Here is a 22,007-nt window from a genome sequence, read left to right as displayed (position 1 = left end):
ACAACCATGAAAGTTTTCTACGACAAAGACTGCGATCTCTCCCTCGTCAAGGGCAAGACTGTTGCCATCATCGGCTACGGTTCGCAAGGCCACGCGCACGCCCAGAACCTGCATGAGTCCGGCGTGAAGGTCGTGGTCGGCCTGCGCAAGGGCGGCGCCTCGTGGAACAAGGCCGCCAACGCCGGCCTGGAAGTCAAGGAAGTCGCCGACGCCGTCAAGTCCGCCGACATCGTCATGATGCTGCTGCCCGACGAGAACATCGCTTCGGTCTACAACAAGGAAGTGCACGCCAACATCAAGCCTGGCGCCGCCCTGGCGTTTGCCCACGGCTTCAACGTGCATTACGGCCAGGTCGTGCCGCGCGAAGACATCGACGTCATCATGATCGCCCCGAAGGCCCCCGGCCACACGGTGCGCAACACGTACAAGCAAGGTGGCGGCGTGCCCCACCTGGTGGCCGTGTACCAGGACAAGTCGGGCGCCGCGCGTGAAGTGGCCCTGTCCTACGCCAGCGCCAACGGCGGCGGCCGTGCCGGCATCATCGAAACCAACTTCCGCGAAGAAACCGAAACCGACCTGTTCGGCGAACAGGCCGTGCTGTGCGGCGGTACCGTCGAACTGATCAAGGCCGGTTTCGACACGCTGGTGGAAGCCGGCTACGCGCCCGAAATGGCGTACTTCGAGTGCCTGCACGAACTGAAGCTGATCGTCGACCTGATCTATGAAGGCGGCATCGCCAACATGAATTACTCGATCTCGAACAACGCCGAGTTCGGCGAGTACGAAACGGGTCCGAAGATCGTCACCGACGAAACCCGCAAGGCCATGCGCCAGTGCCTGACGGACATCCAGACCGGCGAATACGCCAAGAAGTTCATCCTGGAAAACACCGCCGGCGCCCCGACGCTGACCTCGCGCCGCCGCATCAACGCGGAATCGCAGATCGAGCAAGTGGGCGGCAAGCTGCGCGCCATGATGCCCTGGATCGCCGCCAACAAGCTGGTGGACAAGTCCAAGAACTGATTCCTGCCACTGCGCGGGGCCAGCCCCCGCGCAATCAGGGTCGAAGCGGCATGCCTGCGAGGGCATGCCGCTTTTTTTTCGGGCGTCCCCGTCGATTTGATCAGGCACGCGGCTTGCTCCGCCCCGCAAGCGGGGCCAGATGGGTTAACCTTTCAAGGTTCGTTGTAAGTTATTGAGACTATGCCCAATTTTTCCATGCGCGATTCCGAGAACCGCCACCGCAGCATTTACCTGCTGCCCAACGCGTTCACCACCGCGGCACTGTTCGCGGGCTTCTACGCCGTCGTGCAGGCCATGAACGACCGCTTCGAAGTCGCCGCCATTGCCATTTTCGCGGCCATGGTCCTGGACGGCATGGATGGGCGGGTCGCACGCCTGACCAACACGCAGTCCGCCTTCGGCGAGCAGTACGACTCCCTGTCCGACATGACCTCCTTCGGCGTGGCGCCGGCGCTGGTCATGTACGAATGGATCCTGAACGACCTGGGGCGCTGGGGCTGGCTGGCCGCCTTCGTCTATGTAGCGGGCGCGGCGCTGCGCCTGGCCCGCTTCAACACCAATATCGCCGTGGTCGACAAGCGCTTCTTCCAGGGGCTGCCCAGCCCGGCCGCGGGCGCGCTGGTGGCGGGCTTCGTCTGGCTGGCGGTGGACAACAAGCTGCCCATCCATGACAGCCTGATGGCCTGGGCGGCGTTCACGCTGACCATGTACGCGGGTATTTCCATGGTGTCGAACGCGCCGTTCTTCAGCGGCAAGAGCTTTGCCTTGGGCCGCAGCGTGCCGTTCTGGGGCATCCTGCTGGTGGTGGCCGTGTTCGTGTTCGTGTCCAGCGATCCTCCGGTCGTGCTGTTCGGCCTGTTCGTGCTGTACGGCCTGTCGGGCTGGATCATGTGGGCCTGGCGCTGGAACCGCGCGCGCCGCCTGACGCAGGAACGGCGCAATCAGTCCTCCTGATCGCGGCAGCGTTGCCGCCCAAACAAAACCCGCCGGATGGCGGGTTTTGTCTTTCAGGGCCGGGGCTCAGCGCCACATGAAGCGGTCGTCGTCGTACATGGGGTCCGGGCCGGGATGGAAGTGCGTCAGCTTGTTGCCATCGCGGCTCATGTAGACGTACATCAGCGAGTTCCAGACGCCGTTTTCCTTGTAGCGGTACGACCAGACCACCTCGCGCTTTTCGCCCAGGCCGGCTTCCTCGATGCGCGCGGGCGGGCCGAATTCGCAACGTACGCGGTCGGGACCCCATTCACCTTCGCTCAAGACCTTGAAGTGCGCGTCCGTCAGCAGAGGCACCACCGGCCCGACGCGACCGTCGGCGCCGACATTGGTGCCCCAGGCGTATTGGCCCATGGGTTGCTGCGTCCAGATCACGCGGCGTCCGCCATTGGCTTGCGGGCATTCGAAGTTGGGCCTGCCGAACTGGGCCTGCACGTCGGCGTAGGGCGTGCCGGGCGGAATCTGGGCCATGTTTGCGCAGGCTGCCAAGGTGGCCAGGGCGGCAGAGGCCAGCGCGATGCGGGCGCTTCTGTAATATTTAGACATGACATTCTCCTGACGTCGGATCGCGGCCCGCAGCGGGGCGGGCACCCGTCACTGGGGTAATTCTATCGAATCGGCTATAATCATCGAGCTTTATCAAGTGTATTGATTTTGCAACACCCTTTGCGCTGGCCGCAGAGCGGGTCCAGGTGGCAGGCCCCGGTGTCGAAACACCGCGTCCACAACCGGGTTCCAGGCTTCTGTTTGAGTCATCAATGGCAGCAGTGAGAAAGCGAATTCAGCCAGGTTCGCGCAAAATTTTTTCCAAACCACGTCAGGGCGCCTCGGCCCTGTCGCATGTCCGAAGAGGTCATAAATGTCTGTAGCTGACATCAAGAAATCCGACATCGTCGCGCAATTCCAACGCGCTCAAGGCGATACCGGCTCCCCCGAAGTTCAGGTGGCTCTGCTCACCGCCCGTATCAACGAACTGACCGGTCACTTCAAAGAACACATGAAGGACCATCACTCGCGCCGCGGTCTGCTGCGTATGGTCAGCCGTCGCCGCAAGCTGCTCGACTATCTCAAGGGCCGCAATCCCGATTCGTACCGCGCACTGATCGAAAAACTCGGTCTGCGCAAGTGATCGACGGGGCTGGCTCCCCATGACGCAATAACCGTGGTCGGTGCGACGCATGTCGCGACGGCCACGGTTTTTCATTTGTAAGGAATAATCGTCATGTTCAATAAAGTGACAAAATCGTTCCAGTACGGCCAGCACACGGTCGTCCTGGAAACTGGCGAAATCGCTCGCCAGGCCTCCGGCGCCGTGGTGGTGTCGATCGAGGACACCGTCGTCCTGGCCACCGTCGTGGCTTCCAAGAAGGCCAAGCCGGGTCAAACGTTTTTCCCGCTGACCGTTGACTACATCGAGAAGACCTACGCCGCCGGCCGCATTCCGGGTGGCTTCTTCAAGCGCGAAGGCAAGCCTTCCGAGAAGGAAACGCTGACCTCGCGCCTGATCGATCGTCCCCTGCGTCCGCTGTTCCCCGAAGACTTCTACAACGAAGTCCAGGTGGTCATCCACACGCTGTCGGTCAATCCCGAGATCGATCCCGACATCGCTGCCATGATCGGCGCCTCGGCCGCGCTGGCCATTTCGGGCATCCCGTTCAACGGCCCGATCGGCGCCGCGCGCGTGGGTTACATCGATGGCCAGTACGCCATCAACCCGACCGCCTCGCAGCTGAAGTCGTCCAAGCTGGACCTGGTTGTGGCCGGCACCGAAAACGCCGTGCTGATGGTGGAATCGGAAGCCCAGCAGCTGTCCGAAGAAATCATGTTGGGCGGCGTGGTCTACGGCCACCAGCAAATGCAGGCCGTCATCAACGCCATCCACGAACTGGTCAAGGACGCTGGCAAGCCCGATTGGGACTGGCAAGCTCCCGCCAAGGACGAGGCCCTGATCGCCGCAGTCACCGCCGCTGCCCAGGACGGCCTGAACGCCGCCTACCAGATCCGCGAAAAGCAGGCCCGCACTGCCAAGCTGCGTGAAGTGTCGGCCGACGTGTCGGCCAAGCTGGCCGCCGCCGCCGCCGAAAAGGGCGAAGCGCTGCCGGACGCCGTGACCGTCGACAACATCATGTTCTCGCTGGAATCGGCCATCGTCCGCGGCCAGATCCTGAACGGCGAGCCGCGCATCGACGGCCGCGATACGCGTACCGTACGCCCCATCAGCGTGCGTCTGGGCGTGCTGCCCCGCGCGCACGGCAGCGCGCTGTTCACCCGTGGTGAAACGCAGGCGCTGGTCGTGGCCACGCTGGGCACCAAGCAAGACGAGCAGATCATCGACGCGCTCATGGGCGAGTACCGCGACCGCTTCATGATGCACTACAACATGCCTCCGTTCGCCACCGGCGAAACGGGCCGCATCGGCGTGCCGAAGCGCCGCGAAATCGGTCACGGCCGCCTGGCCAAGCGTTCGCTGATTCCGCTGCTGCCGGCGCCTGAAGACTTCCAGTACACGATCCGCATCGTGTCGGAAATCACCGAGTCCAACGGCTCGTCGTCGATGGCTTCGGTCTGCGGCGGTTCGCTGGCCATGATGGACGCCGGCGTGCCGGTCAAGGATCACGTGGCCGGCGTGGCCATGGGCCTGATCCTGGACGGCGGCAAGTTCGCCGTGCTGACGGACATCCTGGGTGACGAAGATCACCTGGGCGACATGGACTTCAAGGTCGCGGGCACCGAAAACGGCGTCACCGCACTGCAGATGGACATCAAGATCCAGGGCATCACCAAGGAAATCATGCAAGTGGCGCTGGCTCAGGCCCGCGAAGGCCGCCTGCACATCCTGGGCAAGATGAAGGAAGCGCTGGACGGTTCGCGCGGCGAGCTATCGGCTTTCGCCCCGCGCATGCTGACCATCAAGATCAATCCCGAGAAGATCCGCGACGTGATCGGCAAGGGCGGCGCCACCATCCGCGCGCTGACCGAAGAAACCGGCACGCAGATCGACATCTCCGACGACGGCACGATCGTGATCGCCAGCGTCGACGAAGCGCAGGCCAAGGAAGCCCAGCGCCGCATCGTCGAGCTGACCGCCGACGTCGAAGTGGGCCAGATCTACGAAGGCGCCGTGCTGCGCCTGCTGGACTTCGGCGCTATCGTGCAAGTGCTGCCGGGCCGCGACGGCCTGCTGCACATCTCGGAAATCGCCAACTACCGCATCGCCAATATCAACGATGTGTTGAAGGTCGGCCAGCAAGTCCGCGTCAAGGTCATCGAGGCCGACGACAAGGGCCGTCTGCGCCTGTCCATCAAGGCCATCGGCGGCATCGAGCAGCAGCAAGCCGCTGCGGCTCCCGAAGCCGCTCCGCAATCGGAACCGCAAGCTGAATAAGCCTGCGTAACCGGTAGCATGAAACGGCGCCTTCGGGCGCCGTTTTTCATGGGGCGGCAGCGGCTGCGGCCGCCATGCCCGATTCATCTTCTTGCTTCTTCAGGCCGCGGACATCTCCCAACTGCGCCTACCTTCCTGTAAAGTCTTGCGCGTGAGCGCAGCCCCCCGAACCACGGAGGACGGCATGCGCAACGTGGCAAAAAGGGGGAAACGGATGGGCAAGGCATGACGGCGTGGGCCAGACCCGCCAGTGCCGCGGCGCTGCTTGCGGCGCTGCTGACCGGCTGCATGAGCAGCCCCGGGCCGGGGCAGGGCAGCCCCAAGAGCGAAGACATGTCCGCCGACCAGTTCGGCCAGACGGACTTCAACCGTACCGTCACGCTGGAAGTGCGCGACAACCTGGCCAGCCTCTACGTCCTGCTGGACAAGCTCTACCGCCGCAATCCGCGCGAATGGCGCAAGACCGGCGCGCCTGACCTGGCCAAGGCGGTGTCGCTGGTCAAGCATTCCATCGAGGTCCGCATCCCGCCCAAGGACCTGGCGGGCTTGCGCGACATCCAGATCCTGGCGGTTGCCCTGGACCCCAACTATTCCGGCGACCGGGTCGGCGCCTTCATTTATGGCCTGGCCGACACCATCATCGCGGCCCACAACGGCAAGACCCGCCTGTACGCCACCGACGCGCTGGATGGGCAGCGGGTCTACAATGCCGCACGGAACGTCGAGGCAGCCGCCTGGCTGCTGGCGTCGCGCCGCAATGCCCAGGGCGAACCCTTGCTGCTGGCCAATGAAATGTCCCAGAACGCCACCAACCTCAGCTTTGAACGCGAATTCGGCGCCATCATCGGCCGCCTGGACCTGATCGCCAACCTGCTCGGCGAGAACACGCGGCGTATCGGGATCAACTACGCGCAGGGCCTGCTGCTGTTCAACTTCCTGCCGGTGCGCTAACAGGATTTCCACCGTGATCGATATCGCCTCCATTCAGACCGCCCGCGAAAACCTGCGCGGCCAGGTGCTGAAGACCCCGTTTACCCTGTCCCGCACGCTGTCCGACATCTTCGGCGCCGAGATCTGGCTGAAGTTCGAGAACCTGCAGTTCACGGCTTCGTTCAAGGAGCGCGGCGCGCTCAACCGGATGCTGACGCTGTCGGAAGCAGAACGCGCCAAGGGCGTGATCGCCGTGTCGGCAGGCAACCACGCGCAGGGCGTGGCCTACCATGCCCAGCGCATGGGCGTGCCCGCCGTGATCGTGATGCCGCGCTTCACGCCTACCGTCAAGGTCGCCAACACCCGCCGCTTCGGCGCCGAGGTGGTGCTTGCCGGCGATACCTTCGACGACGCCAAGGCGCGCGGCTATGAACTGGCGCAGGAGCGCGGCCTGATCATGATCCACCCCTATGACGACGAGGCGGTCATTTCGGGGCAGGGCACGGTGGCGCTGGAAATGCTGGAAGACCAGCCGCAGCTGGACACGCTGGTCATCGCCATCGGCGGCGGAGGCCTGATCTCCGGTATCGCCACCGCCGCCAAGGCGCTCAAGCCCGGCATCGAGATCATCGGCGTGCAGACCGAACGGTTCCCGTCCATGTACGCGGCCGTCAAGGGCGTGACGATGCCGCAGGGCGCGTACACCATCGCCGAAGGCATCGCGGTGAAATCGCCGGGCGCGCTGACCCAGCCCATCGTGACCCAGCTGGTCGACCGCCTGGAACTGGTCAGCGAAAGCGACATCGAGCACGCCATCGTGGTGCTGCTGGAGATCGAAAAATCGGTGGTCGAAGGGGCGGGCGCCGCCGGCCTGGCCGCGCTGCTGCGCGCGAAAGAGGAAGGCAGCGACCGCTACCAGGGCAAGCGCATCGGCCTGGTGCTGACCGGCGGCAACATCGATCCCCTGATGCTGGGTGAATTGATCGAACGCGGCATGGTGCGCGCTGGCCGCCTGGCCCGTATCCGGGTGGACCTGCGCGACCTGCCGGGCGCGCTGGCCCATGCCACCAAGCTCATCGCCGACGCCCAGGCCAATATCACCGAAGTGCACCACCAGCGCGCCTTCACCTCACTGCCGGTGCGCAATGTCGAAGTGGATTTCGTGCTGCAGACGCGCGGCCATGAGCACATCCAGGAAGTGATCGCAGTGCTCAACGCGGCGGGCTTCGCCGCCAGCAATCACGACCACTGAGGCCGCAGGCGCGGTTCAGGCGGCGCGGCCCTGCGCGGCGTCGCGCGCCAGCAGGTTCTTCAGGCCGTACAGCCGCTCGCGGTGCAGTGTCGTCGACAGCGGCTCGGGCTCGCGCCCGAGGGCCACGTAGTCCGCGGGCACCTGCGCAGCCGCCGCGCGGATGGCGTCGGGAGCGGCCTGCCACCACTGCGTCAGCATGCGGTCGGGGTTGTAGACATCCAGCCCCTGGCGTCGCAGTTCGGAACGGTTGAAGTCCTTCAGGTTCCAGGTCAGCACCTGGACCACCGGCGGTTGCTGCAAGCCGCAGCGCGCGCGCCGCGCCAGGCCGGCCGCGATCACGTGGAAGTCCTTGGGATCGCTGTAGCGCAATGAGGCCTCGTAGACCTGCGTGTCCGCCTCGCGGGCGGCGGGGAAACGGGCATTCATGTCGTCCCACATTTCCAGCATCACTTCCGGCGGGATTTCCCAGATGCGCGAGGCGTTGCGGCGCCATTCCTCGCCGATGCGGTCAGTCCAGACCGGCGTGTACACGCCGGCCTCGGCCAGTCTCAGCAGCAGGCGGCGCAGGATGCCGGACATGAGGACGCAGGCGTCGAGGACGATGAAGGGCGGGGAGGACGAAGAGGTGGTCAAGTGAGGCCTGGATCCCTGCAGGCGGCAGCTGCGCCGGTGGGGGCGGGGCGACGAGCAGGGCGGAAAAATGAAAAACGAGGCGCAAGAATAACGTTTTTTGCGCAGCCAGGCCCTCCTAGCCCAGTTCGGCGCGCACGGCGTTGCAGTGGCTTACCAGATTGCGCCGCGACACCAGGCACTGCTTGAGGGGCGTGTCGATGGCGTAGAAATAGATATTGGCGAGAAAGCCGTAGAGGCCCGCATCCACGCTGCCTGGATTGGGGCCGAACATGAAGCCGTTGTCTCCCAGCAGGCTGGATATGGCCTCCAGGTCGGCGACGCCGCGGGCGTAGGCGTCTTCGGGCGCATAGCGGCCTATGCCCTGGTAGTGGTAACGCTGGAAATTGTATTGGCGGGCAGCGTCCATCTGCTCTGGCGTGACGTCCGGATGAGTGTCCAGCAGCGCCTTGCGGAAGGCCGGCCAATAGCGGTCGTCGCGCCAGCGCGAATAGGACATGACCCAGTACAGGTCGTCCAGCGTGCGGCGGACCAGCAGGTCCTGCCGCTGCTGCTCCGGCGTGAGGGAGTCGTCGATGGTCAGTTCGTACTGCCGCTTCAGGTGCGCGATGATGGCGTCGCTGTCGCCGATGCGCTGCTCGCCGTCGGCGATGTAGGGCAGTTGGCCGCGCGGAGCGGACTGCACGTCGAGCGTGTGCCGGTGGTCGAATGGCAGCCGGCACAGCTTCAGGAAGGCGTAGATCTTCAGGCCGTAGGGGTTGTTGTCTTCCAGCCCATAGAGTCCGGGGTACGAATAGAGGGTGATCATGGCGCGCTCCCTGGTGACCGGACTAGCTTAGAACGGCGGGGGGAATTTTGCGCGCATCAGTTTGACGAGGCAGGCGGTTCGCCGGCTTGCGCCGAAGGGGGGACGCCTTGCCTGTCGGGGGTGGTGCCCGAGACCGGAATCGAACCGGTACGGCCGCGAGGCCGAGGGATTTTCTTACCACTTCGGCTTTCGCCGCCAGCGCGGATGCGCTGTTCGTGGTCTGGAGCACGCCTTCACCATAGCCTTGCGGCCTTAGGTGCCCGCCGTCTGCTCTCTACACCTTCCCTGGTCATGCAACCAGGGCTTGGCTCGGCGTTGGCTCGGAACGGGTCCAGGGCATTCGCCGAGTTTGACGGGCTACACCTTTGGAGTTTCCCCCAAAGGGCTCAAATTAGTTCAAGTCCCTTGTGTCTACCAATTTCACCACTCGGGCGTTGCGCGGCCCCGGAAGGGCCGGCAGCGGGCGAGACTATACCATCCTGGCGCCGGGGACCCGGAATGCGGGCCTGTTGGGGCTGGCGCTCAGGAGACGAAGCGCACGGCAGGGCGCGGGCGTTCGTCCACGGTCAGCGAGAAGACGTCGGGACGCGAGTAGTGGCCCACCACGTCGAAGTCGTAGCGGGCGCGCACCAGTTCCGCCGTGTCGACCTGGGCGGTCAGCAGGCCGGCCTTGCCGCGCAGGGGGCCCGCCAGCACGTCGCCCAGCGGGCCGACGATGACCGAGCCGCCGTTGATCAGCGGGCGGTTGGCGTCCCAGCCCGGCACGTCCTGGCCCAGTTCGGCGGGCGAGGGCTGCACCTGGCAGGCGCTGACCACGAAACAACGGCCCTCATGGGCGATGTGGCGCATCGAGCACTGCCAGATGTCGCGTTCGTCTACCGTGGGTGCGCACCAGATTTCCACGCCCTTGGCGTACATCGCGGTGCGCAGCAGCGGCATGTGGTTTTCCCAGCAGATGGCGCCGCCGATGCGGCCGGCCTCGCTGTCGACCACTGGCAGGGTCGAGCCGTCGCCCTGACCCCAGATCAGGCGTTCGGTGCCAGTGGGCATGAGCTTGCGGTGCTTGGCGGCCAGGCCGGTGGCGGGTTCGAAGAACAGGGCGGTGCAGTACAGCGTGTTGCCGCCGCGTTCGATCACACCCACGACCAGGCTGGCGCCGGTGCGTTGCGACAGGGCCGCCAGCGCCTCGGTTTCGGGGCCGGGCACGTCGATGGCGTTCTCGTAATAACGGGCATAGGCCTCGCGGCCTTCCGGCAAGCGGTAGCCCAGGCGGGTGCCGAAGATTTCCCCTTTGGGATAGCCGCCCAGCAGCGCTTCGGGCATGACCACGAGCGACGCGCCCGAGGCGGCGATCTCGCTTTCGTAGGCCAGGATTTCTTCCAGGGTGCGGGCGCGGCCTTCGGGGGAGGAGCCGATCTGCAGTGCTGCGACGGTTTTCGTGGTCATGGCGGGGGCTCGGGTGGGGTAGAAACAGGCTTCAGTGTCGGACCGGCCCTAAAATCAATCAATCCTGGTCAGAGATAAATGATATGAACCAGATTGATATCGAGTCGGCGGACCTGAACCTGCTCAAGGTCTTCGAGGCCATCTACGACGAGGGCGGGGCCGGGCGCGCCGCGCTGCGCCTGGGCGTGACGCAGTCGGCAGTCAGCGCGGCGCTGGGACGCCTGCGCGGGCTCTATGGCGATCCGCTCTTCACGCGCACGGGCCGGGGGCTGACGCCCAGCCTACGGGCGCGCGAGCTGCGGCCCGTCATCGGGGAGGCGCTGGACAAGTGCCGGCAGAGTCTGTCGCTGGCGCGTCCGGGCGCGGCGGGCTTTGCCGGCAGGTCGGTCACGCTGGGCCTGTCGGACGATTTCGAGATCGCCCTGGGGCGGGACGCGATCCGCGCGTTGGCGCAAAGCGCGCCGGGCCTGCGCATTATCTTCCGGCAGACCCACAGCCGGCTGGCCGCCGACATGCTGATGGCGCGCGAAGCGGACTTGGTGATCGCCTCGGGCGGACTGGCCGCGCATGCCTTGCAGCGCGTGACGGTCGGGCAGGGCGGCTATGCCTGCCTGCTGGATCCCGCCAGCCTGGCGCCGGGCCAGACGACTCTGTCGCTGGAGGAATTCGTTCGCCGCCAGCACGTTCTGGTGTCGTCCGGCGGATTCATCGGCGTGGTGGATGAAGTGCTGCACGGGCTGGGGCTGACGCGCCGGGTGCAGGCCTCGACCACGCATTTCTCGGCGTTGGCCTTCCTGTTGCCGGGCAGCGATGCCTTGTCGACCTTGCCTGCGCATGCGGCGCGCGGTCTGGCTGCCGCGTCCGGCCTGCGCATGCTGCCTTGTCCGGTCGCCATGCCGGGGTACGCCATCGAAATGGGCTGGCGTCCCGACGCCTTGCGCGATGAGGCGGTGGCGGCAGCCAGACGCGGCTTGCTGGGTCTGTTGAACGGCTATGACTGGGAGCGCGCCGCCTAGGCGCATGGCCTACTTGCGTCCAAATAGCCGGCCCAGCAGGCCGCGCGGCGCGGCGGCGGCCTGTTCCGCGGCCAGGGCATTGTTCAAGGACAGTTCCTGGTACTGCGGCTTGCCGTTCTGCTGATAGGCGGCGGCAGCCTGGCGATAGGCCATGGCGGACTCCGCGTGGCGCTTCATTTCGCCATAGGCCTGGCCGCGCGAAAACAGCGCCCAGCTGCGGTACTCCGGATCCATCGCGATCAGGCAGTCGCAGGCGGCCAGCGCTTCGTCGTGGCGCTTGGCCGCGATCAGCGCGTTGATGCGTTCGGCGTGCAAGGCGCCCTCATCGGGCCAGCGCGCCATCGCCCGGTCGGCGTCTGCCACTGCCTCGTCCGCACGGCCCAGATGCGTCAGCGCTTCGATGCGGGCGCGGCGCCACTTCAGCCAGTCCGGATCCAGCGAGATCGCCACCTCGGACAGCGGCAGGGCTTCGTCGTGGCGCTCCAGCCGGTTCAGCATGTCAGCGGCGTTGCCGGGCAGGAAGTCGGTGTCGGGCGCCAGCTCGTAGCCCCGCAGGTAGTACGCCAGCGCCTCGTCCCAGTTGCCCTGGTCGCGCTGGGCGTTGCCGGCCACGAACAGCAGTTGGGCATCGCCGCTGTTCATCGGGTCCAGCCCCTGCAGCGCCTGCTCGGCCAGTTCCGGATCGCGGCTGCGCACGTACTCGCGGGCCTGTTCCTTGCGGCCTTCCCAGCCGCTGTCCGACAGCGCGTCCAGACGCCCCCATAGCGGCGCGGCTTCGTCCGCGCGGCCCAGCCGGTGCAGGGATCGCGCCTTGCCTTCCAGGGGCCAGTCCCAGTCGGGCTCGCGGCGCAGCAGGCTGGTCCACTCCTCGACCGCGTCCGCATGGCGTTCCAGCGCCTGCAGGCACGAGGCGCGGTTGTGCTGGATGGCGTTCTGCTCGCCCAGGATGGCGCGGGCGCGGTCGAACATCGCGATGGCGTTGCGCAGGTCGCCCAGTCTGCGGTAGGTGTTGCCGGCGTCGTACAGGAACATGCCATTGCCCGGCGCCAGCGAGGTCGCGCGCCGGAAATGGGGCTCGGCTTCGGCGTGGCGTCCGGCGTTGGCCAGGTTGGACGCGATATAGCAATGCGGCGCGCCGGCGGACGGACGCAGCTGCGCGGCGCGTGTCCAGCATGCGATGGCGTCGTCCAGGCGGCGGTCGTTGATCAGCAGATAGGCCTGCGCCATCAGCAGCCCGAAGTGCGAGGGCGCGCGTTGCTGGGCGTCGCGCAGGATGCGCCAGGCTTCCTGCGCTTCGCCCGCGTTGTAGAGCGCGGTGGCCTGGACGCGAATGGCGTCGGCGCATTGCGGGTCCAGCGCCAGCGCCCGGTCCAGGTCGGCCTGGCGCGCCGCGTGGGCGTTGCGCTTGTCGTGGTAGCGGGCGCGCAGCGCCCACATAAGGGCCGAGGTGGGCTGCTCGCGCAGCCCCTGTTCGCACAGCGCCAGCATTTGCGCGTGCTCGTCGCCGTCGTCGGCGCGATGGATGGATTCGATCAGGCTGGACATGCGCGGGATTCCGTGTCGGGGCGCGTCAGGGCGCGGAGGCGCCGGCTTCGTGGCGGCAGCTATAGGGGCGGTCGGTGCGCGCAATGTCGTCGCTGCCGCACTGCCAGCGGCGCACGCCGCCGCCTTTCTTTTCCGAGCGCAGTTCGGGCAGGTAGACCAGGTGCTTGCCGCCAAGCGCGGGTGCGTCCGCGGTGCCGGGCTCGCCGGCGATGGTGAAGCGCAGCACGCCGTTGACCGGATTCAGGCTCAGCGCGCTGAAGCCGCTGCTTTTCAGCGATTCCGGGGTGACGCCGAGCGCCGCCATGTCCGGGGCGTAGGCTCCGGTGCGCCGGTAATGGTTTTCGGCCAGCATGCGCACCGGTTGCGATACCAGGTCCAGGTGGATCACTTCGGCGCGCAAGGGGTTGTCTTCCTGCTTCGAGTCCATGACGATGACGCCGATGATCATGCCGCCCGCCACCAGCGCCAACACGCCCAGCACGGTGAAGATGAACTTGCCGGCGCCCGTGATGGAGCGGGTCTTGGCGATGGCGGGCCGGATGGCCCGCGGGTCTGCCTGGCTGGACACCACGTAGCTGCCGGAGATCCAGTTATGCATGGCGCGTTCGCCGAAGATGGTGCGCTGGATGCGGTAGAAGATGCCGGGCAGGGCAAGGTTCAGCACGTATTTCATCAAGTGCCGCCAGCTGGCGCGCAGGATGCCGGGATTGTCGCCATTGCGGTTCACGACGCGCAGCTTCAGCAGCCGCTTGCCCGGCGAACCTCCACCCCAGGCATCCATCAGGGCCGGCAGCATCAGGCCGATGAAGCCGGCGGCCATGGCCAGCAGGAGGGGGCGCGGATCGCCGGCCAGCGATTCGTAGGTCAGATTGGCGGCCGTGCTGAATCCGATCATCGCCGCCACCATTACGGCGGCGTCGATGGCGGTGGCGCCCAGTCGCGGCCAGATGCCGGGGAAGACCGGCGCATTGCCGCCGCGGGCCGGGGCGGTCGTGGCGGCTTTGGCGGCCTTCGGGGCAGGCGCGGCCGCGGCCGCGAGCGGCGCGTTGCAGCTGAAACACAGGGTGTTCGAAGCCGGATTCTGCCAGTTGCAGCGGGGGCATTGCATGGGCGGGAGTGGCGGCGCGAGAAAGCCGCATGAGCGTTGGGAGTGCGGATGTTACCGGGAAAACCCCGATCCCTGGGCGGGCGCAAAGCACGACACTTCCGGGCATGAAACCCGTCCAGTCTCCCGCGCCGCATCTCCGCGATATCGATCCCGTTTCCCTTCGCCTGTTCCTCGCGGCGCTGGAAGAGGGCAGCCTGGCGCGCGCCGCCGCCCGCGAGAACATCGTTCCCTCCGCCGTCAGCAAGCGCATGTCGGAGATGGAGGATGCCTTCGGGGTGCCTTTGCTGGAACGCGGGGTCAAGGGCGTGCAGGCCACGCCTGCGGGGAATGCCCTGGCCACGCACGTGCGCATGGTGCTGCAGAGCATGGACCGCATGCGCCGCGAGATGGCTGGATTTGCCACCGGCGTGCGCGGCAGCATCCGGCTGGCGGTCAGCGTGGCGGCCCTGTCCGGCGAACTGCCGGCGCAGATCCAGTCTTTCCGCCGCGCCTATCCCCAGATCGACATTTCGCTGGAAGAGGGCACCACCCAGGAGGTGTTCCGCGCGGTGCTGGACGGCCAGGCCGACGTGGCCGTGGGTTCCGACTTCGGCCATGACGGACTGCAGGTCTTTGCTTGCGGCCGCTGCGATCTGGCGGCGGTGGTGCCCGGGCAGCATCTGCTGGCCGACCGCGACACGCTGGACTACGCGCAGCTGTTGCCTTTCGAGCAGATCGAGTTGAACCGCGACAACGGCATCAGCGCCGTGTTCCAGCAGGCGGCGCAGGACGCGGGCGTGGCGCGGCGTATCAGTGCGCGGGTCAGCTCGCATGAAACCATCTGCATGCTGGTGGCGCGCGGCATGGGGGTGGCCGTGGTGCCCATGTATCTCAAGGCGCGCCACGCCAATCTGGACATCCGTTTCATTCCGCTCTCCGGTGCATGGTCCAGCACTTCCTTGTGCATTGCCGTGCTGGGACTGGAGGCGTTGCCGCCTGCCGCCCGTGTGCTGCTGGCGCACCTGGGCGTGGCCGAGGCAGGCGCCGCCGCCTGATTCCCGCAGGGCTCAGGGCTTTCCCGGACGTTCCCAAACGAGAATGCCCCGGTGCTGAAAGACCGCTACCCGCTGGTCCGGCTTGCCGCCGATGATGCAGGGATAGGGGCGGCGGCATGGATCGGCTTGGCCCGTCGCCCGTTCTTCATCGCGTCAGGCCCAAGGATATGCAGATGGCAGCAACACTGGCTTCACCCTTCATGGACCACACCGAATTGCCGCTGCGCGGCATCAAGGTGCTGGAGCTGTCCCACATGATCATGGGCCCGGCGGCCGGACTGGCGCTGGCGGACCTGGGCGCCGAAGTCATCAAGGTGGAACCGATAGAAGGCGACCGCACGCGCCGGCTGAAGGGCTCGGGTAGCGGCTATTTCCCGGTCTTCAACCGCAACAAGCAGAGTCTGGCGATCGATCTGAAGGCAAGCGAAGGGCAGGCCGTGGTGCGCCAGCTGGCCTTGCAGGCCGACATGCTGGTGGAGAATTTCCGCGACGGCAGCCTGGCCCAGTATGGGCTGGACTACGAGTCGTTGTCCGCCGAGAACCCCGGGCTGATCTACGTCTCGCTCAAGGGCTTTCTGTCCGGCCCCTACAAGCAGCGCACCGCGCTTGACGAAGTGGTGCAGATGATGGGCGGGCTGGCCTACATCAACGGCGGGGCGGATACGCCGCAGCGCGTCGCGGCCTCGGTCAACGACATCCTGGGCGGCACCTTCGGCGTGGTGGGCGCGCTGGCGGCGTTGCACGATCGCCATGCCACTGGGCGCGGCCGGCACGTGCGCTCCGGCCTGTTCGAGAACAACCTGCTGTTGGTCGCGCAGTTCATCGCCCAGTTCCAGCTGACGGGCGCGGCGCCCAAGCCCATGGGCGCGGAACGCCGGCCGCCCTGGGGCGTGTACGACGTGTTCGAGACCGCGGATGGAAGGGTGTTCGTTGCCGTCGTGGGCGATGCGCAGTGGCGCAATTTCGCCCAGAAATTCCTGCCGCCCGAGTGGGCCGCCGATCCGCGCCTGGCTACCGCCGTCGACCGCGAGGCCGCCCGGCCCTGGCTGGTGCCGGGTGTGGGCGAGATCCTGAAGACCTGGAAGACCGAGGAACTGTGCGCGGCGCTGGAAGCCGCCGGACTGTCTTATGGCCCGATACGCCAGCCGCACGATCTGCTGGAGGATGCGCACTTGAACGCCGGAGGCGCGCTGCTGAAGACCCGGTTGCCGGACGGCGGGGAGATTTCCGCGGCGGCGCTGCCCATCGAGTTCGACGGATTGAAGGCCGGCAAGCGTTCCGATCCGCCGCGGCAGGGCGGCGATACGCAGGCCATCCTGCAGGCGCTGGGCTGGGATGCCGCGCGCATCGAGGCCCTGCGCACCGCGGGAGTCATTGCATGAACGGGCTATAGCGCCCGCTATCGGTCGAGGCGGCGCAGACCGCCACGACTTCCATCAAAGAGGAGACAAAATGATCCGCAAACTGTTCGCGGTGGCCGCATTGGCCGCCGCCTGTGCCGCACACGCCCAGGACTACCCTAGCAAGCCCATCCGCATCATCATCCCGTCCACCCCGGGCGGCGGCACCGACTACATCGGGCGCCTGATGAGCACCAAGCTGCATGAGCTCAACGGCTGGTCCGTCATCCCCGAGAACAAGCCGGGCGCGGGTACGGCGCTGGGCCTGGCCGAGGCCGCGCGTTCGCCGGCCCAGGGCTATGACCTGGTGATCGGCCAGTCCGACAACGTCACCCTGATTCCGCTGCTGATGAAGGTGGCTTACGACCCGGTCAAGGACCTGGCCCCGGTGGCGCTGGTGGCCACCACGCCCATGGTGCTGCTGGTGTCGGAGAATTCACCGTACAAGACGCTGCCCGACGTGATCGACGCGGCCAAGAAGGATCCCAACAAGATCTCCTACGGCACCTCGGGCACGGGCGGCGGCGTGCACATCGCCATCGAAATGTTGCAGCATGCGGCCGGCTTCAAGATGCAGCACGTGCCGTACAAGGGCTCGGCGCCCGCGTTGGCGGACCTGATGGGCGGGCACCTGCAGTTCGCGGGTTCCTCGATTTCTTCGGCGGCCACGCTCATCAAATCGGGCAAGGTGCGCGCGCTGGCGGTGACCTCGCCCAAGCGCAACCCGGCGCTGCCGGAAGTGCCGACAGTGGCGGAGCTGGGCTACAAGGATTTCAGCGTAGTGACCTATTACGGCGTGCTGGCTCCTGCCAAGACGCCGCCGGCCATCGTGTCGCGCCTGAACAGCGATTTCAACAAGCTGCTGGCGCGCAAGGACGTGCAGGAGGCGCTGGCGTCGCAAGGCTTGGAAACCGATCCGGTATCCACCGAGCAGTTCGCCGCGCTGATTCAATCGGACATCGGCAAGGCGCGCCAGACCATCGAGAGCGCGGGCATCGTGGTGCAGCAGTAGGCTTGGGCAAGAACAGGACAGGACAGCACATGAACCAGGAAATCAGGCTTTGCGAAGTGGGTCCGCGCGACGGGCTGCAGATGGCCAAGGGCATGATGTCCGCGGCCGACAAGCTGCGCTGGATCCGGCAGTTGGCCGACGCCGGCCTGCGCGAGATCGAGGCGGGCAGCTTTGTTTCGCCGCGGCTGGTGCCGCAGATGGCTGACACCGGCGCCGTCCTGCCCGAAGTCCTGAAGATCGACGGCCTGACCGTGGTCGCGCTGGTCTGCAATCTCAAGGGCGCCATCGCTGCCTACGAGGCCGGCGCGCACGCGCTGTCGTTTCCCGTTTCGGTCAGCGACACGCATAGCCGCGCCAACGTGGGCAAGGGCACCGACGCGCAGGTGGACGTGCTGGCGTCCATAGTCGATTGGGCGCGGGCGCAGCCGCGGCCCATGCGCATCGATGCGGCGGTCGCCACGGCCTTCGGCTGTTCGCTTGAAGGCGTGGTGCCGGTGGGCCGGGTGGCGCAGGTGGCTGCCGCCACTGCGCTAGCGGGCGCCGACGAGATCGCGCTGGCCGATACCGTGGGCTACGCCCATCCGGCCCAGGTGCGCGACGCGGTGCGCGCCACGCAGGACGCCGTGGGCGCGCGGCTGGTCAAGCTGCACCTGCACGACACGATGGGGTTGGGCCTGGCCAATGCGCTGGCCGGCCTGCACGAGGGCATCCGCGCTTTTGATTCCTGCCTGGGCGGCCTGGGCGGCTGTCCCTTCGCACCCGGCGCGTCGGGCAACATCGTCACCGAAGACCTGGTCTTCATGTTGGAAAGCATGGGGTACCGGACGGGGGTCGATCTGCCGCGGTTGTTGGCGGCGCGCACCTTGCTGGCAGCGGCGCTGCCGCAGGAACGCCTGCGCAGCGGCGTGGCAGCCGCCGGCATCCCCAAGACCTACGGGGCGCCGGCCGCAGCATAGCGCCGGTACGCGCAAGGCGCCCGCCTCAGCGGTAGACGATCACCGGCAGCGTCGAGTGCGCCATTACCTTTTGCGTCTGGCTGCCCAGCAGCACGGCCGCCAATCCGCCGTGGCCGCGCGAGGCCATGGCGATCAGGTCGCAGCCTTGCGTCATGGCGACGTCGATGATGGTCTGCGCCGGGTTATTGCTTTCGCGCATTTCGGTGGTGCAGGGCACGCCCGCCGACTCGGCCTGCGCGGCCGCTTGCGACAAGTACGACTTGGCTGATTCCGTGGCCTCGCGTTCGTACTCCGTATGCACGCCTTCCAGGTGCACGGTTTCCATGGAAGTCGGTCGGAAGGCGCTGTACACCGTCAGCACGGTGACGCTGGCGCCCAGGGCTTTGGCCAGGCCCAGTCCTTGCGCCAGGCCGGCATAGGCCCGCGCGGAACCGTCGATGGGGATGAGTATGTGCTTGTACATGACAACCTCCTGGGGATGGGGAGGGCGGCGCGAGTCCGGGCGGCCCTAGGAGCGTGAACAGCGGCTTGTTCCCATACTACGCCTTGTCGCGGCATTCGGCGAACCGCGAGGGAAGCGCGGCGCTTGCGGCCGGCACACCCATGGCGCCTGCACAGACCGTACCTACTGCATCGGCATCCCGCTACCTACACTGCCCCCTGAAGCCTTATTTTGCGCAGCGCGGCTGCAGGGGAGGAAGAAATGAACGGAACGGTTTACCTGGTTGGCGCCGGTCCGGGCGATCCCGAATTGCTTACGATACGCGCCCTGCGGCTGCTGCAACAGGCCGACGCGGTGGTGTGCGACAGGCTGGTCGGCGCCGGCATCCTGCCCCTCATCAATCCTGCTGCGCAGTTCCATGACGTGGGCAAGATGGCGGGCGACTGCCGGCACCGGCAGGAAGACATCCATCAGCTGCTGCTGGAACTGTCGGGGGCGTGCGCCCGCGTGGTGCGCTTGAAGGGCGGCGACCCGTTCATTTTCGGCCGGGGCGGCGAAGAACTGCTGTTCCTGTCGCGGCATGGCGTGCCGGTCGAGGTCGTGCCCGGCATCAGCGCCGCCAACGGCTGCGCGGCGGCATTGGGCATCCCATTGACGCATCGGGGCCTGGCGGCCAGCGTACGCTTCGTCACGGGGCATTTGCGGGACGATGCCGGCCTGGAACTGGATTGGAGATCGCTGGCTGACCCCACCTGTACCCTGGTGTTCTACATGGCGATGGCCAACGCCGCCGAGATCGTCGCGGCCTTGCAGCGGCACGGGCGCGGCGGCGATACGCCGGCCGCCTTGATCCATGCAGGAACCACTGAAGACCAGGACTGGACGGTCGCATCCTTGCGCCAGATCCCGCTTCTGGCGTCCGCATTCAAGCCGCCCGCGCTGCTGGTGGTCGGCGACGTGGTGCGCCTGGCGCAGCGCGCATGGTCCGGCGGTGGAGCAGGGCAACTGCTTTTGCGTGACGCGGCCGAGCCATGCGCCCCGGTCGCCGCCTGATATGCCTGATGCTGGCGTGTTGCATCGGATTGGCTGTGACGGCAGGTCGGGCCCAGGCGCCGCCGGCTATCGATCGTGCCGATCGGCAGCGGCTCATCCACCTGGTGCGTCAGGATTGCGGCTCCTGCCATGGGCTGCGCCTGAACGGCGGCCTGGGCCCGGCGCTGACGCCAGAAACGCTAGCCGGCAAGCCGCCGGCCTATCTCGAACACGTGATCCTGCGCGGCCTGTCCGGGACCGCCATGCCCGGGTGGCAGGGCATGCTTGCGCCCGACGAGGCCGCTTGGATCGCCGCGCGCCTGCTCAAAGGCTTTCCAGAGGAATAGAAGGCTCATGAAACTGCGTTTCCTGTTTGCCCTGGCCGCCATCGTCCTGTCCGGCTGCACGGCAATGACCGATCCGCGCGGCACCAATGACCTGGGCATGGTGATCGAGCGCGCTGACGGCGCCGTCTCCATCGTCGAAACTACCGGACAGACCCAGCTGGCGCGCGTCCAAGGACTAGGGGATCTTTCCCATGCGCACATCGCCTATTCCCGAGACGGGCGCTACGGCTACGTCTTCGGCCGCGATGGCGGGTTCACCAAGGTGGATTTGCTGCTGGCGCGCGTGGACCGCCGGATCATCCAGTCCGGCAACGCGATCGGCGGCGCCATCTCGCAGGACGGGACGCTGATCGTGGTGCAGAACTACACGCCCGGTGGCATCAAGGTCTTCGATGCCCGGACCCTGCGCCAGCTCAGCGAGGTGCCCGCCGAGTACGCGCCCGGCAAGCGGTCCAAGGTGGTGGGCCTGGCGGACCTGCCTGGACAGAAGTTCGCCTATGCGCTGTTCGACGCCGGCGAGATCTGGATCACGGATCTCACGGACCCGGCCCGGCCGGTCACGCAACGCTACCAGGCCGGACGCCAGCCCTACGATGCGCTGGTCACGCCCGATGGCCGCTATTACATCGCCGGACTGTTTGGCGAGGACGCGCTGGCCATGATGGACCTCTGGCATCCGGAGGCGGGGGTGCGCAAGATCCTGCAAGGCTATGGCCGCGGCGAGCAAGCGCTGCCGGTCTACAAGATGCCCCACCTGCGCGGCTGGAGCGCAGCGGGCGGACGCCTGTTCCTGCCGGCCATCGGCAGGCATGAGGTGCTGGTGGTGGATATCGCGACCTGGCAGGAAACCGGACGCATCGCCACGCTGGGACAACCGGTGTTCGTCATGGCGCAGCCCGACGGCCGTCGCGTGTGGGTCAATTTCGCGGTGCCCGACAACGGCCAGGTGCAGGTGATCGACACGGAAGCGCTGGCCGTGGTCCGGACGCTGGCGCCCGGCCGCGGCGTGCTGCACATGGAGTTCACGCCGCGCGGAGAGGCAGTCTGGCTGTCGGCGCGCGATGACGACCAGGTGGTGGTGTATGACACCCGGACCTTGCAGCGCGGCGCCACGCTGGATATTGCCAAGCCCAGCGGCATCTTCTTCACCCACAGGAGCGGCCGTCTTGGCTTCTGAGCTGTCCGATTCCGACCTGCGCCTGCTGGACGGTTGGCAGCGCGGCTTTCCGCTGGTATCGCGGCCCTACGCCTGGCTGGGTGAGCGCGTGGGCCAGGACCAGGACGCGGTGCTGGCGCGCTTTCGCGGGTGGCAGCGCGAGGGCGTGGTGAGCCGTATCGGCCCCGTGCTGCATCAGTCCTGCTTTGCCAGCGCACTGGTGGGCATGCATGTGCCGGCCGGCCGCCTGGACCAGGTGGCCGCATACGTAAGCGCCCTGGATCAGGTCAATCACAACTACGAGCGCGAGCATGCGTTGAACCTGTGGTTCGTCACCGCCTGCCGCACGCCCGGCGCGCTGGCGCGCCTGCTGGCGCGGATCGGGCAGGACACCGGTTGCGAGCCGCTGGCCTTGCCCATGGAGGCCGAATACCACATCGACCTGGGATTCAGCCTGAGGACGCCGGAGCGCCGCGCGGCGCCGGTCCGGCG

21 protein-coding genes and 1 pseudogene are annotated in these 22,007 nt (G+C 66.8%); 15 read left to right on the top strand and 7 right to left on the bottom strand.

The window, feature by feature from the left end; genetic code table 11:
- The first annotated feature begins 6 nt into the window (after positions 1–6).
- Positions 7–1,023, top strand: a complete 1,017-nt coding sequence (gene ilvC / locus WBB14_RS34050; protein ID WP_332013548.1) for a ketol-acid reductoisomerase — start codon at positions 7–9, stop codon at positions 1,021–1,023.
- A 180-nt stretch (positions 1,024–1,203) separates the two neighbouring features.
- Positions 1,204–1,977: a CDP-diacylglycerol--serine O-phosphatidyltransferase gene (gene pssA, locus WBB14_RS34045; RefSeq protein WP_424243654.1), complete on the top strand. Its 774-nt coding sequence runs from the start codon at positions 1,204–1,206 to the stop codon at positions 1,975–1,977.
- Between the two features lie 66 nt (positions 1,978–2,043).
- Here the strand turns inward: pssA and WBB14_RS34040 are convergent, their stop codons facing one another.
- Entirely contained in the window at positions 2,044–2,562 is a 519-nt protein-coding gene (locus tag WBB14_RS34040; RefSeq protein ID WP_424243653.1) for a hypothetical protein, read from the bottom strand.
- A 313-nt stretch (positions 2,563–2,875) separates the two neighbouring features.
- Between WBB14_RS34040 and rpsO the strand changes: the two genes are divergently transcribed.
- From rpsO to WBB14_RS34020, 4 genes are all read left to right on the top strand, one after another.
- Positions 2,876–3,145 (top strand): 30S ribosomal protein S15, encoded by a 270-nt coding sequence (rpsO, locus tag WBB14_RS34035; RefSeq protein WP_006223612.1) that lies wholly within the window; start codon positions 2,876–2,878, stop codon positions 3,143–3,145.
- A 93-nt stretch (positions 3,146–3,238) separates the two neighbouring features.
- On the top strand, positions 3,239–5,401 hold the full coding sequence (pnp, locus tag WBB14_RS34030) for a polyribonucleotide nucleotidyltransferase (protein ID WP_424243652.1): 2,163 nt from the start codon (positions 3,239–3,241) through the stop codon (positions 5,399–5,401).
- Between the two features lie 225 nt (positions 5,402–5,626).
- Complete coding sequence (locus WBB14_RS34025) at positions 5,627–6,352, top strand: hypothetical protein (RefSeq protein WP_424243651.1); 726 nt, start codon at positions 5,627–5,629, stop codon at positions 6,350–6,352.
- 13 nt (positions 6,353–6,365) lie between these two features.
- Complete coding sequence (locus WBB14_RS34020) at positions 6,366–7,583, top strand: threonine ammonia-lyase (protein ID WP_424243650.1); 1,218 nt, start codon at positions 6,366–6,368, stop codon at positions 7,581–7,583.
- Positions 7,584–7,598: 15 nt separating this feature from the next.
- On the opposite strand, the gene WBB14_RS34015 is transcribed toward WBB14_RS34020, so the two are convergent.
- From WBB14_RS34015 to WBB14_RS34005, 3 genes are all read right to left on the bottom strand, one after another.
- Complete coding sequence (locus tag WBB14_RS34015) at positions 7,599–8,162, bottom strand: PIN domain-containing protein (RefSeq protein ID WP_424243659.1); 564 nt, start codon at positions 8,160–8,162, stop codon at positions 7,599–7,601.
- Positions 8,163–8,331: 169 nt separating this feature from the next.
- On the bottom strand, positions 8,332–9,021 hold the full coding sequence (locus WBB14_RS34010) for a glutathione S-transferase family protein (protein WP_424243649.1): 690 nt from the start codon (positions 9,019–9,021) through the stop codon (positions 8,332–8,334).
- Between the two features lie 522 nt (positions 9,022–9,543).
- A complete protein-coding gene (locus tag WBB14_RS34005) occupies positions 9,544–10,467 on the bottom strand; it encodes a carbon-nitrogen hydrolase family protein (RefSeq protein WP_424243648.1) in 924 nt (307 codons plus the stop codon).
- Between the two features lie 83 nt (positions 10,468–10,550).
- Between WBB14_RS34005 and WBB14_RS34000 the strand changes: the two genes are divergently transcribed.
- Positions 10,551–11,483, top strand: a complete 933-nt coding sequence (locus WBB14_RS34000; protein ID WP_424243647.1) for a LysR substrate-binding domain-containing protein — start codon at positions 10,551–10,553, stop codon at positions 11,481–11,483.
- A gap of 9 nt (positions 11,484–11,492) precedes the next feature.
- On the opposite strand, the gene WBB14_RS33995 is transcribed toward WBB14_RS34000, so the two are convergent.
- The gene (locus tag WBB14_RS33995; RefSeq protein WP_424243646.1) at positions 11,493–13,028 is read right to left on the bottom strand and encodes a tetratricopeptide repeat protein; all 1,536 of its coding nucleotides are present in this window, start codon (positions 13,026–13,028) and stop codon (positions 11,493–11,495) included.
- 25 nt (positions 13,029–13,053) lie between these two features.
- Complete coding sequence (locus WBB14_RS33990) at positions 13,054–14,136, bottom strand: RDD family protein (protein WP_424243645.1); 1,083 nt, start codon at positions 14,134–14,136, stop codon at positions 13,054–13,056.
- A gap of 104 nt (positions 14,137–14,240) precedes the next feature.
- Between WBB14_RS33990 and WBB14_RS33985 the strand changes: the two genes are divergently transcribed.
- The 4 genes from WBB14_RS33985 (at position 14,241) to WBB14_RS33970 (ending at position 18,538) form a co-directional block, all read left to right on the top strand.
- Positions 14,241–15,170, top strand: coding sequence for a LysR family transcriptional regulator (locus WBB14_RS33985; RefSeq protein ID WP_424243644.1), 930 nt, complete (start codon positions 14,241–14,243; stop codon positions 15,168–15,170).
- A 173-nt stretch (positions 15,171–15,343) separates the two neighbouring features.
- Positions 15,344–16,552: a CaiB/BaiF CoA transferase family protein gene (locus WBB14_RS33980; RefSeq protein ID WP_424243643.1), complete on the top strand. Its 1,209-nt coding sequence runs from the start codon at positions 15,344–15,346 to the stop codon at positions 16,550–16,552.
- A 70-nt stretch (positions 16,553–16,622) separates the two neighbouring features.
- Positions 16,623–17,582, top strand: a complete 960-nt coding sequence (locus WBB14_RS33975) for a Bug family tripartite tricarboxylate transporter substrate binding protein (RefSeq protein ID WP_424243642.1) — start codon at positions 16,623–16,625, stop codon at positions 17,580–17,582.
- A 29-nt stretch (positions 17,583–17,611) separates the two neighbouring features.
- A complete protein-coding gene (locus tag WBB14_RS33970; RefSeq protein ID WP_424243641.1) occupies positions 17,612–18,538 on the top strand; it encodes a hydroxymethylglutaryl-CoA lyase in 927 nt (308 codons plus the stop codon).
- Positions 18,539–18,563: 25 nt separating this feature from the next.
- On the opposite strand, the gene WBB14_RS33965 is transcribed toward WBB14_RS33970, so the two are convergent.
- A complete protein-coding gene (locus WBB14_RS33965; protein WP_424243640.1) occupies positions 18,564–19,001 on the bottom strand; it encodes a universal stress protein in 438 nt (145 codons plus the stop codon).
- Between the two features lie 240 nt (positions 19,002–19,241).
- Between WBB14_RS33965 and cobA the strand changes: the two genes are divergently transcribed.
- The 4 genes and pseudogenes from cobA to WBB14_RS33945 all read left to right on the top strand — a co-directional run.
- Complete coding sequence (gene cobA / locus WBB14_RS33960; protein ID WP_424243639.1) at positions 19,242–20,033, top strand: uroporphyrinogen-III C-methyltransferase; 792 nt, start codon at positions 19,242–19,244, stop codon at positions 20,031–20,033.
- A gap of 35 nt (positions 20,034–20,068) precedes the next feature.
- A complete protein-coding gene (locus WBB14_RS33955; RefSeq protein WP_424243638.1) occupies positions 20,069–20,359 on the top strand; it encodes a c-type cytochrome in 291 nt (96 codons plus the stop codon).
- Positions 20,360–20,366: 7 nt separating this feature from the next.
- A complete protein-coding gene (locus WBB14_RS33950) occupies positions 20,367–21,536 on the top strand; it encodes a cytochrome D1 domain-containing protein (protein ID WP_424243637.1) in 1,170 nt (389 codons plus the stop codon).
- A pseudogene (locus WBB14_RS33945) lies at positions 21,526–22,007 on the top strand (Lrp/AsnC family transcriptional regulator); the annotation flags it as partial. The gene WBB14_RS33950 and the pseudogene WBB14_RS33945, both read left to right, overlap by 11 nt.

This window comes from Achromobacter sp. (genome assembly GCF_049647645.1).
Lineage (GTDB): Bacteria > Pseudomonadota > Gammaproteobacteria > Burkholderiales > Burkholderiaceae_B > Achromobacter.
This window is presented reverse-complemented; position numbering and strand designations above follow the sequence as displayed.

What these genes read in the sequence shown, in the direction of transcription:
- WBB14_RS33985 (WP_424243644.1), top strand. Translation starts at nt 14,241, where the DNA reads ATGAAACCCGTCCAGTCTCCCGCGCCGCATCTCCGCGATATCGATCCC.
- WBB14_RS33965 (WP_424243640.1), bottom strand. Translation starts at nt 19,001, where the DNA reads ATGTACAAGCACATACTCATCCCCATCGACGGTTCCGCGCGGGCCTAT.
- WBB14_RS34040 (WP_424243653.1), bottom strand. Translation starts at nt 2,562, where the DNA reads ATGTCTAAATATTACAGAAGCGCCCGCATCGCGCTGGCCTCTGCCGCC.
- WBB14_RS33975 (WP_424243642.1), top strand. Translation starts at nt 16,623, where the DNA reads ATGATCCGCAAACTGTTCGCGGTGGCCGCATTGGCCGCCGCCTGTGCC.
- WBB14_RS33980 (WP_424243643.1), top strand. Translation starts at nt 15,344, where the DNA reads ATGGCAGCAACACTGGCTTCACCCTTCATGGACCACACCGAATTGCCG.
- WBB14_RS34015 (WP_424243659.1), bottom strand. Translation starts at nt 8,162, where the DNA reads ATGTCCGGCATCCTGCGCCGCCTGCTGCTGAGACTGGCCGAGGCCGGC.
- WBB14_RS33950 (WP_424243637.1), top strand. Translation starts at nt 20,367, where the DNA reads ATGAAACTGCGTTTCCTGTTTGCCCTGGCCGCCATCGTCCTGTCCGGC.
- WBB14_RS34025 (WP_424243651.1), top strand. Translation starts at nt 5,627, where the DNA reads ATGACGGCGTGGGCCAGACCCGCCAGTGCCGCGGCGCTGCTTGCGGCG.
- rpsO (WP_006223612.1), top strand. Translation starts at nt 2,876, where the DNA reads ATGTCTGTAGCTGACATCAAGAAATCCGACATCGTCGCGCAATTCCAA.
- WBB14_RS33970 (WP_424243641.1), top strand. Translation starts at nt 17,612, where the DNA reads ATGAACCAGGAAATCAGGCTTTGCGAAGTGGGTCCGCGCGACGGGCTG.
- WBB14_RS34005 (WP_424243648.1), bottom strand. Translation starts at nt 10,467, where the DNA reads ATGACCACGAAAACCGTCGCAGCACTGCAGATCGGCTCCTCCCCCGAA.
- cobA (WP_424243639.1), top strand. Translation starts at nt 19,242, where the DNA reads ATGAACGGAACGGTTTACCTGGTTGGCGCCGGTCCGGGCGATCCCGAA.
- pssA (WP_424243654.1), top strand. Translation starts at nt 1,204, where the DNA reads ATGCCCAATTTTTCCATGCGCGATTCCGAGAACCGCCACCGCAGCATT.
- ilvC (WP_332013548.1), top strand. Translation starts at nt 7, where the DNA reads ATGAAAGTTTTCTACGACAAAGACTGCGATCTCTCCCTCGTCAAGGGC.
- WBB14_RS34010 (WP_424243649.1), bottom strand. Translation starts at nt 9,021, where the DNA reads ATGATCACCCTCTATTCGTACCCCGGACTCTATGGGCTGGAAGACAAC.
- pnp (WP_424243652.1), top strand. Translation starts at nt 3,239, where the DNA reads ATGTTCAATAAAGTGACAAAATCGTTCCAGTACGGCCAGCACACGGTC.
- WBB14_RS34000 (WP_424243647.1), top strand. Translation starts at nt 10,551, where the DNA reads ATGAACCAGATTGATATCGAGTCGGCGGACCTGAACCTGCTCAAGGTC.
- WBB14_RS33990 (WP_424243645.1), bottom strand. Translation starts at nt 14,136, where the DNA reads ATGCAATGCCCCCGCTGCAACTGGCAGAATCCGGCTTCGAACACCCTG.
- WBB14_RS33995 (WP_424243646.1), bottom strand. Translation starts at nt 13,028, where the DNA reads ATGTCCAGCCTGATCGAATCCATCCATCGCGCCGACGACGGCGACGAG.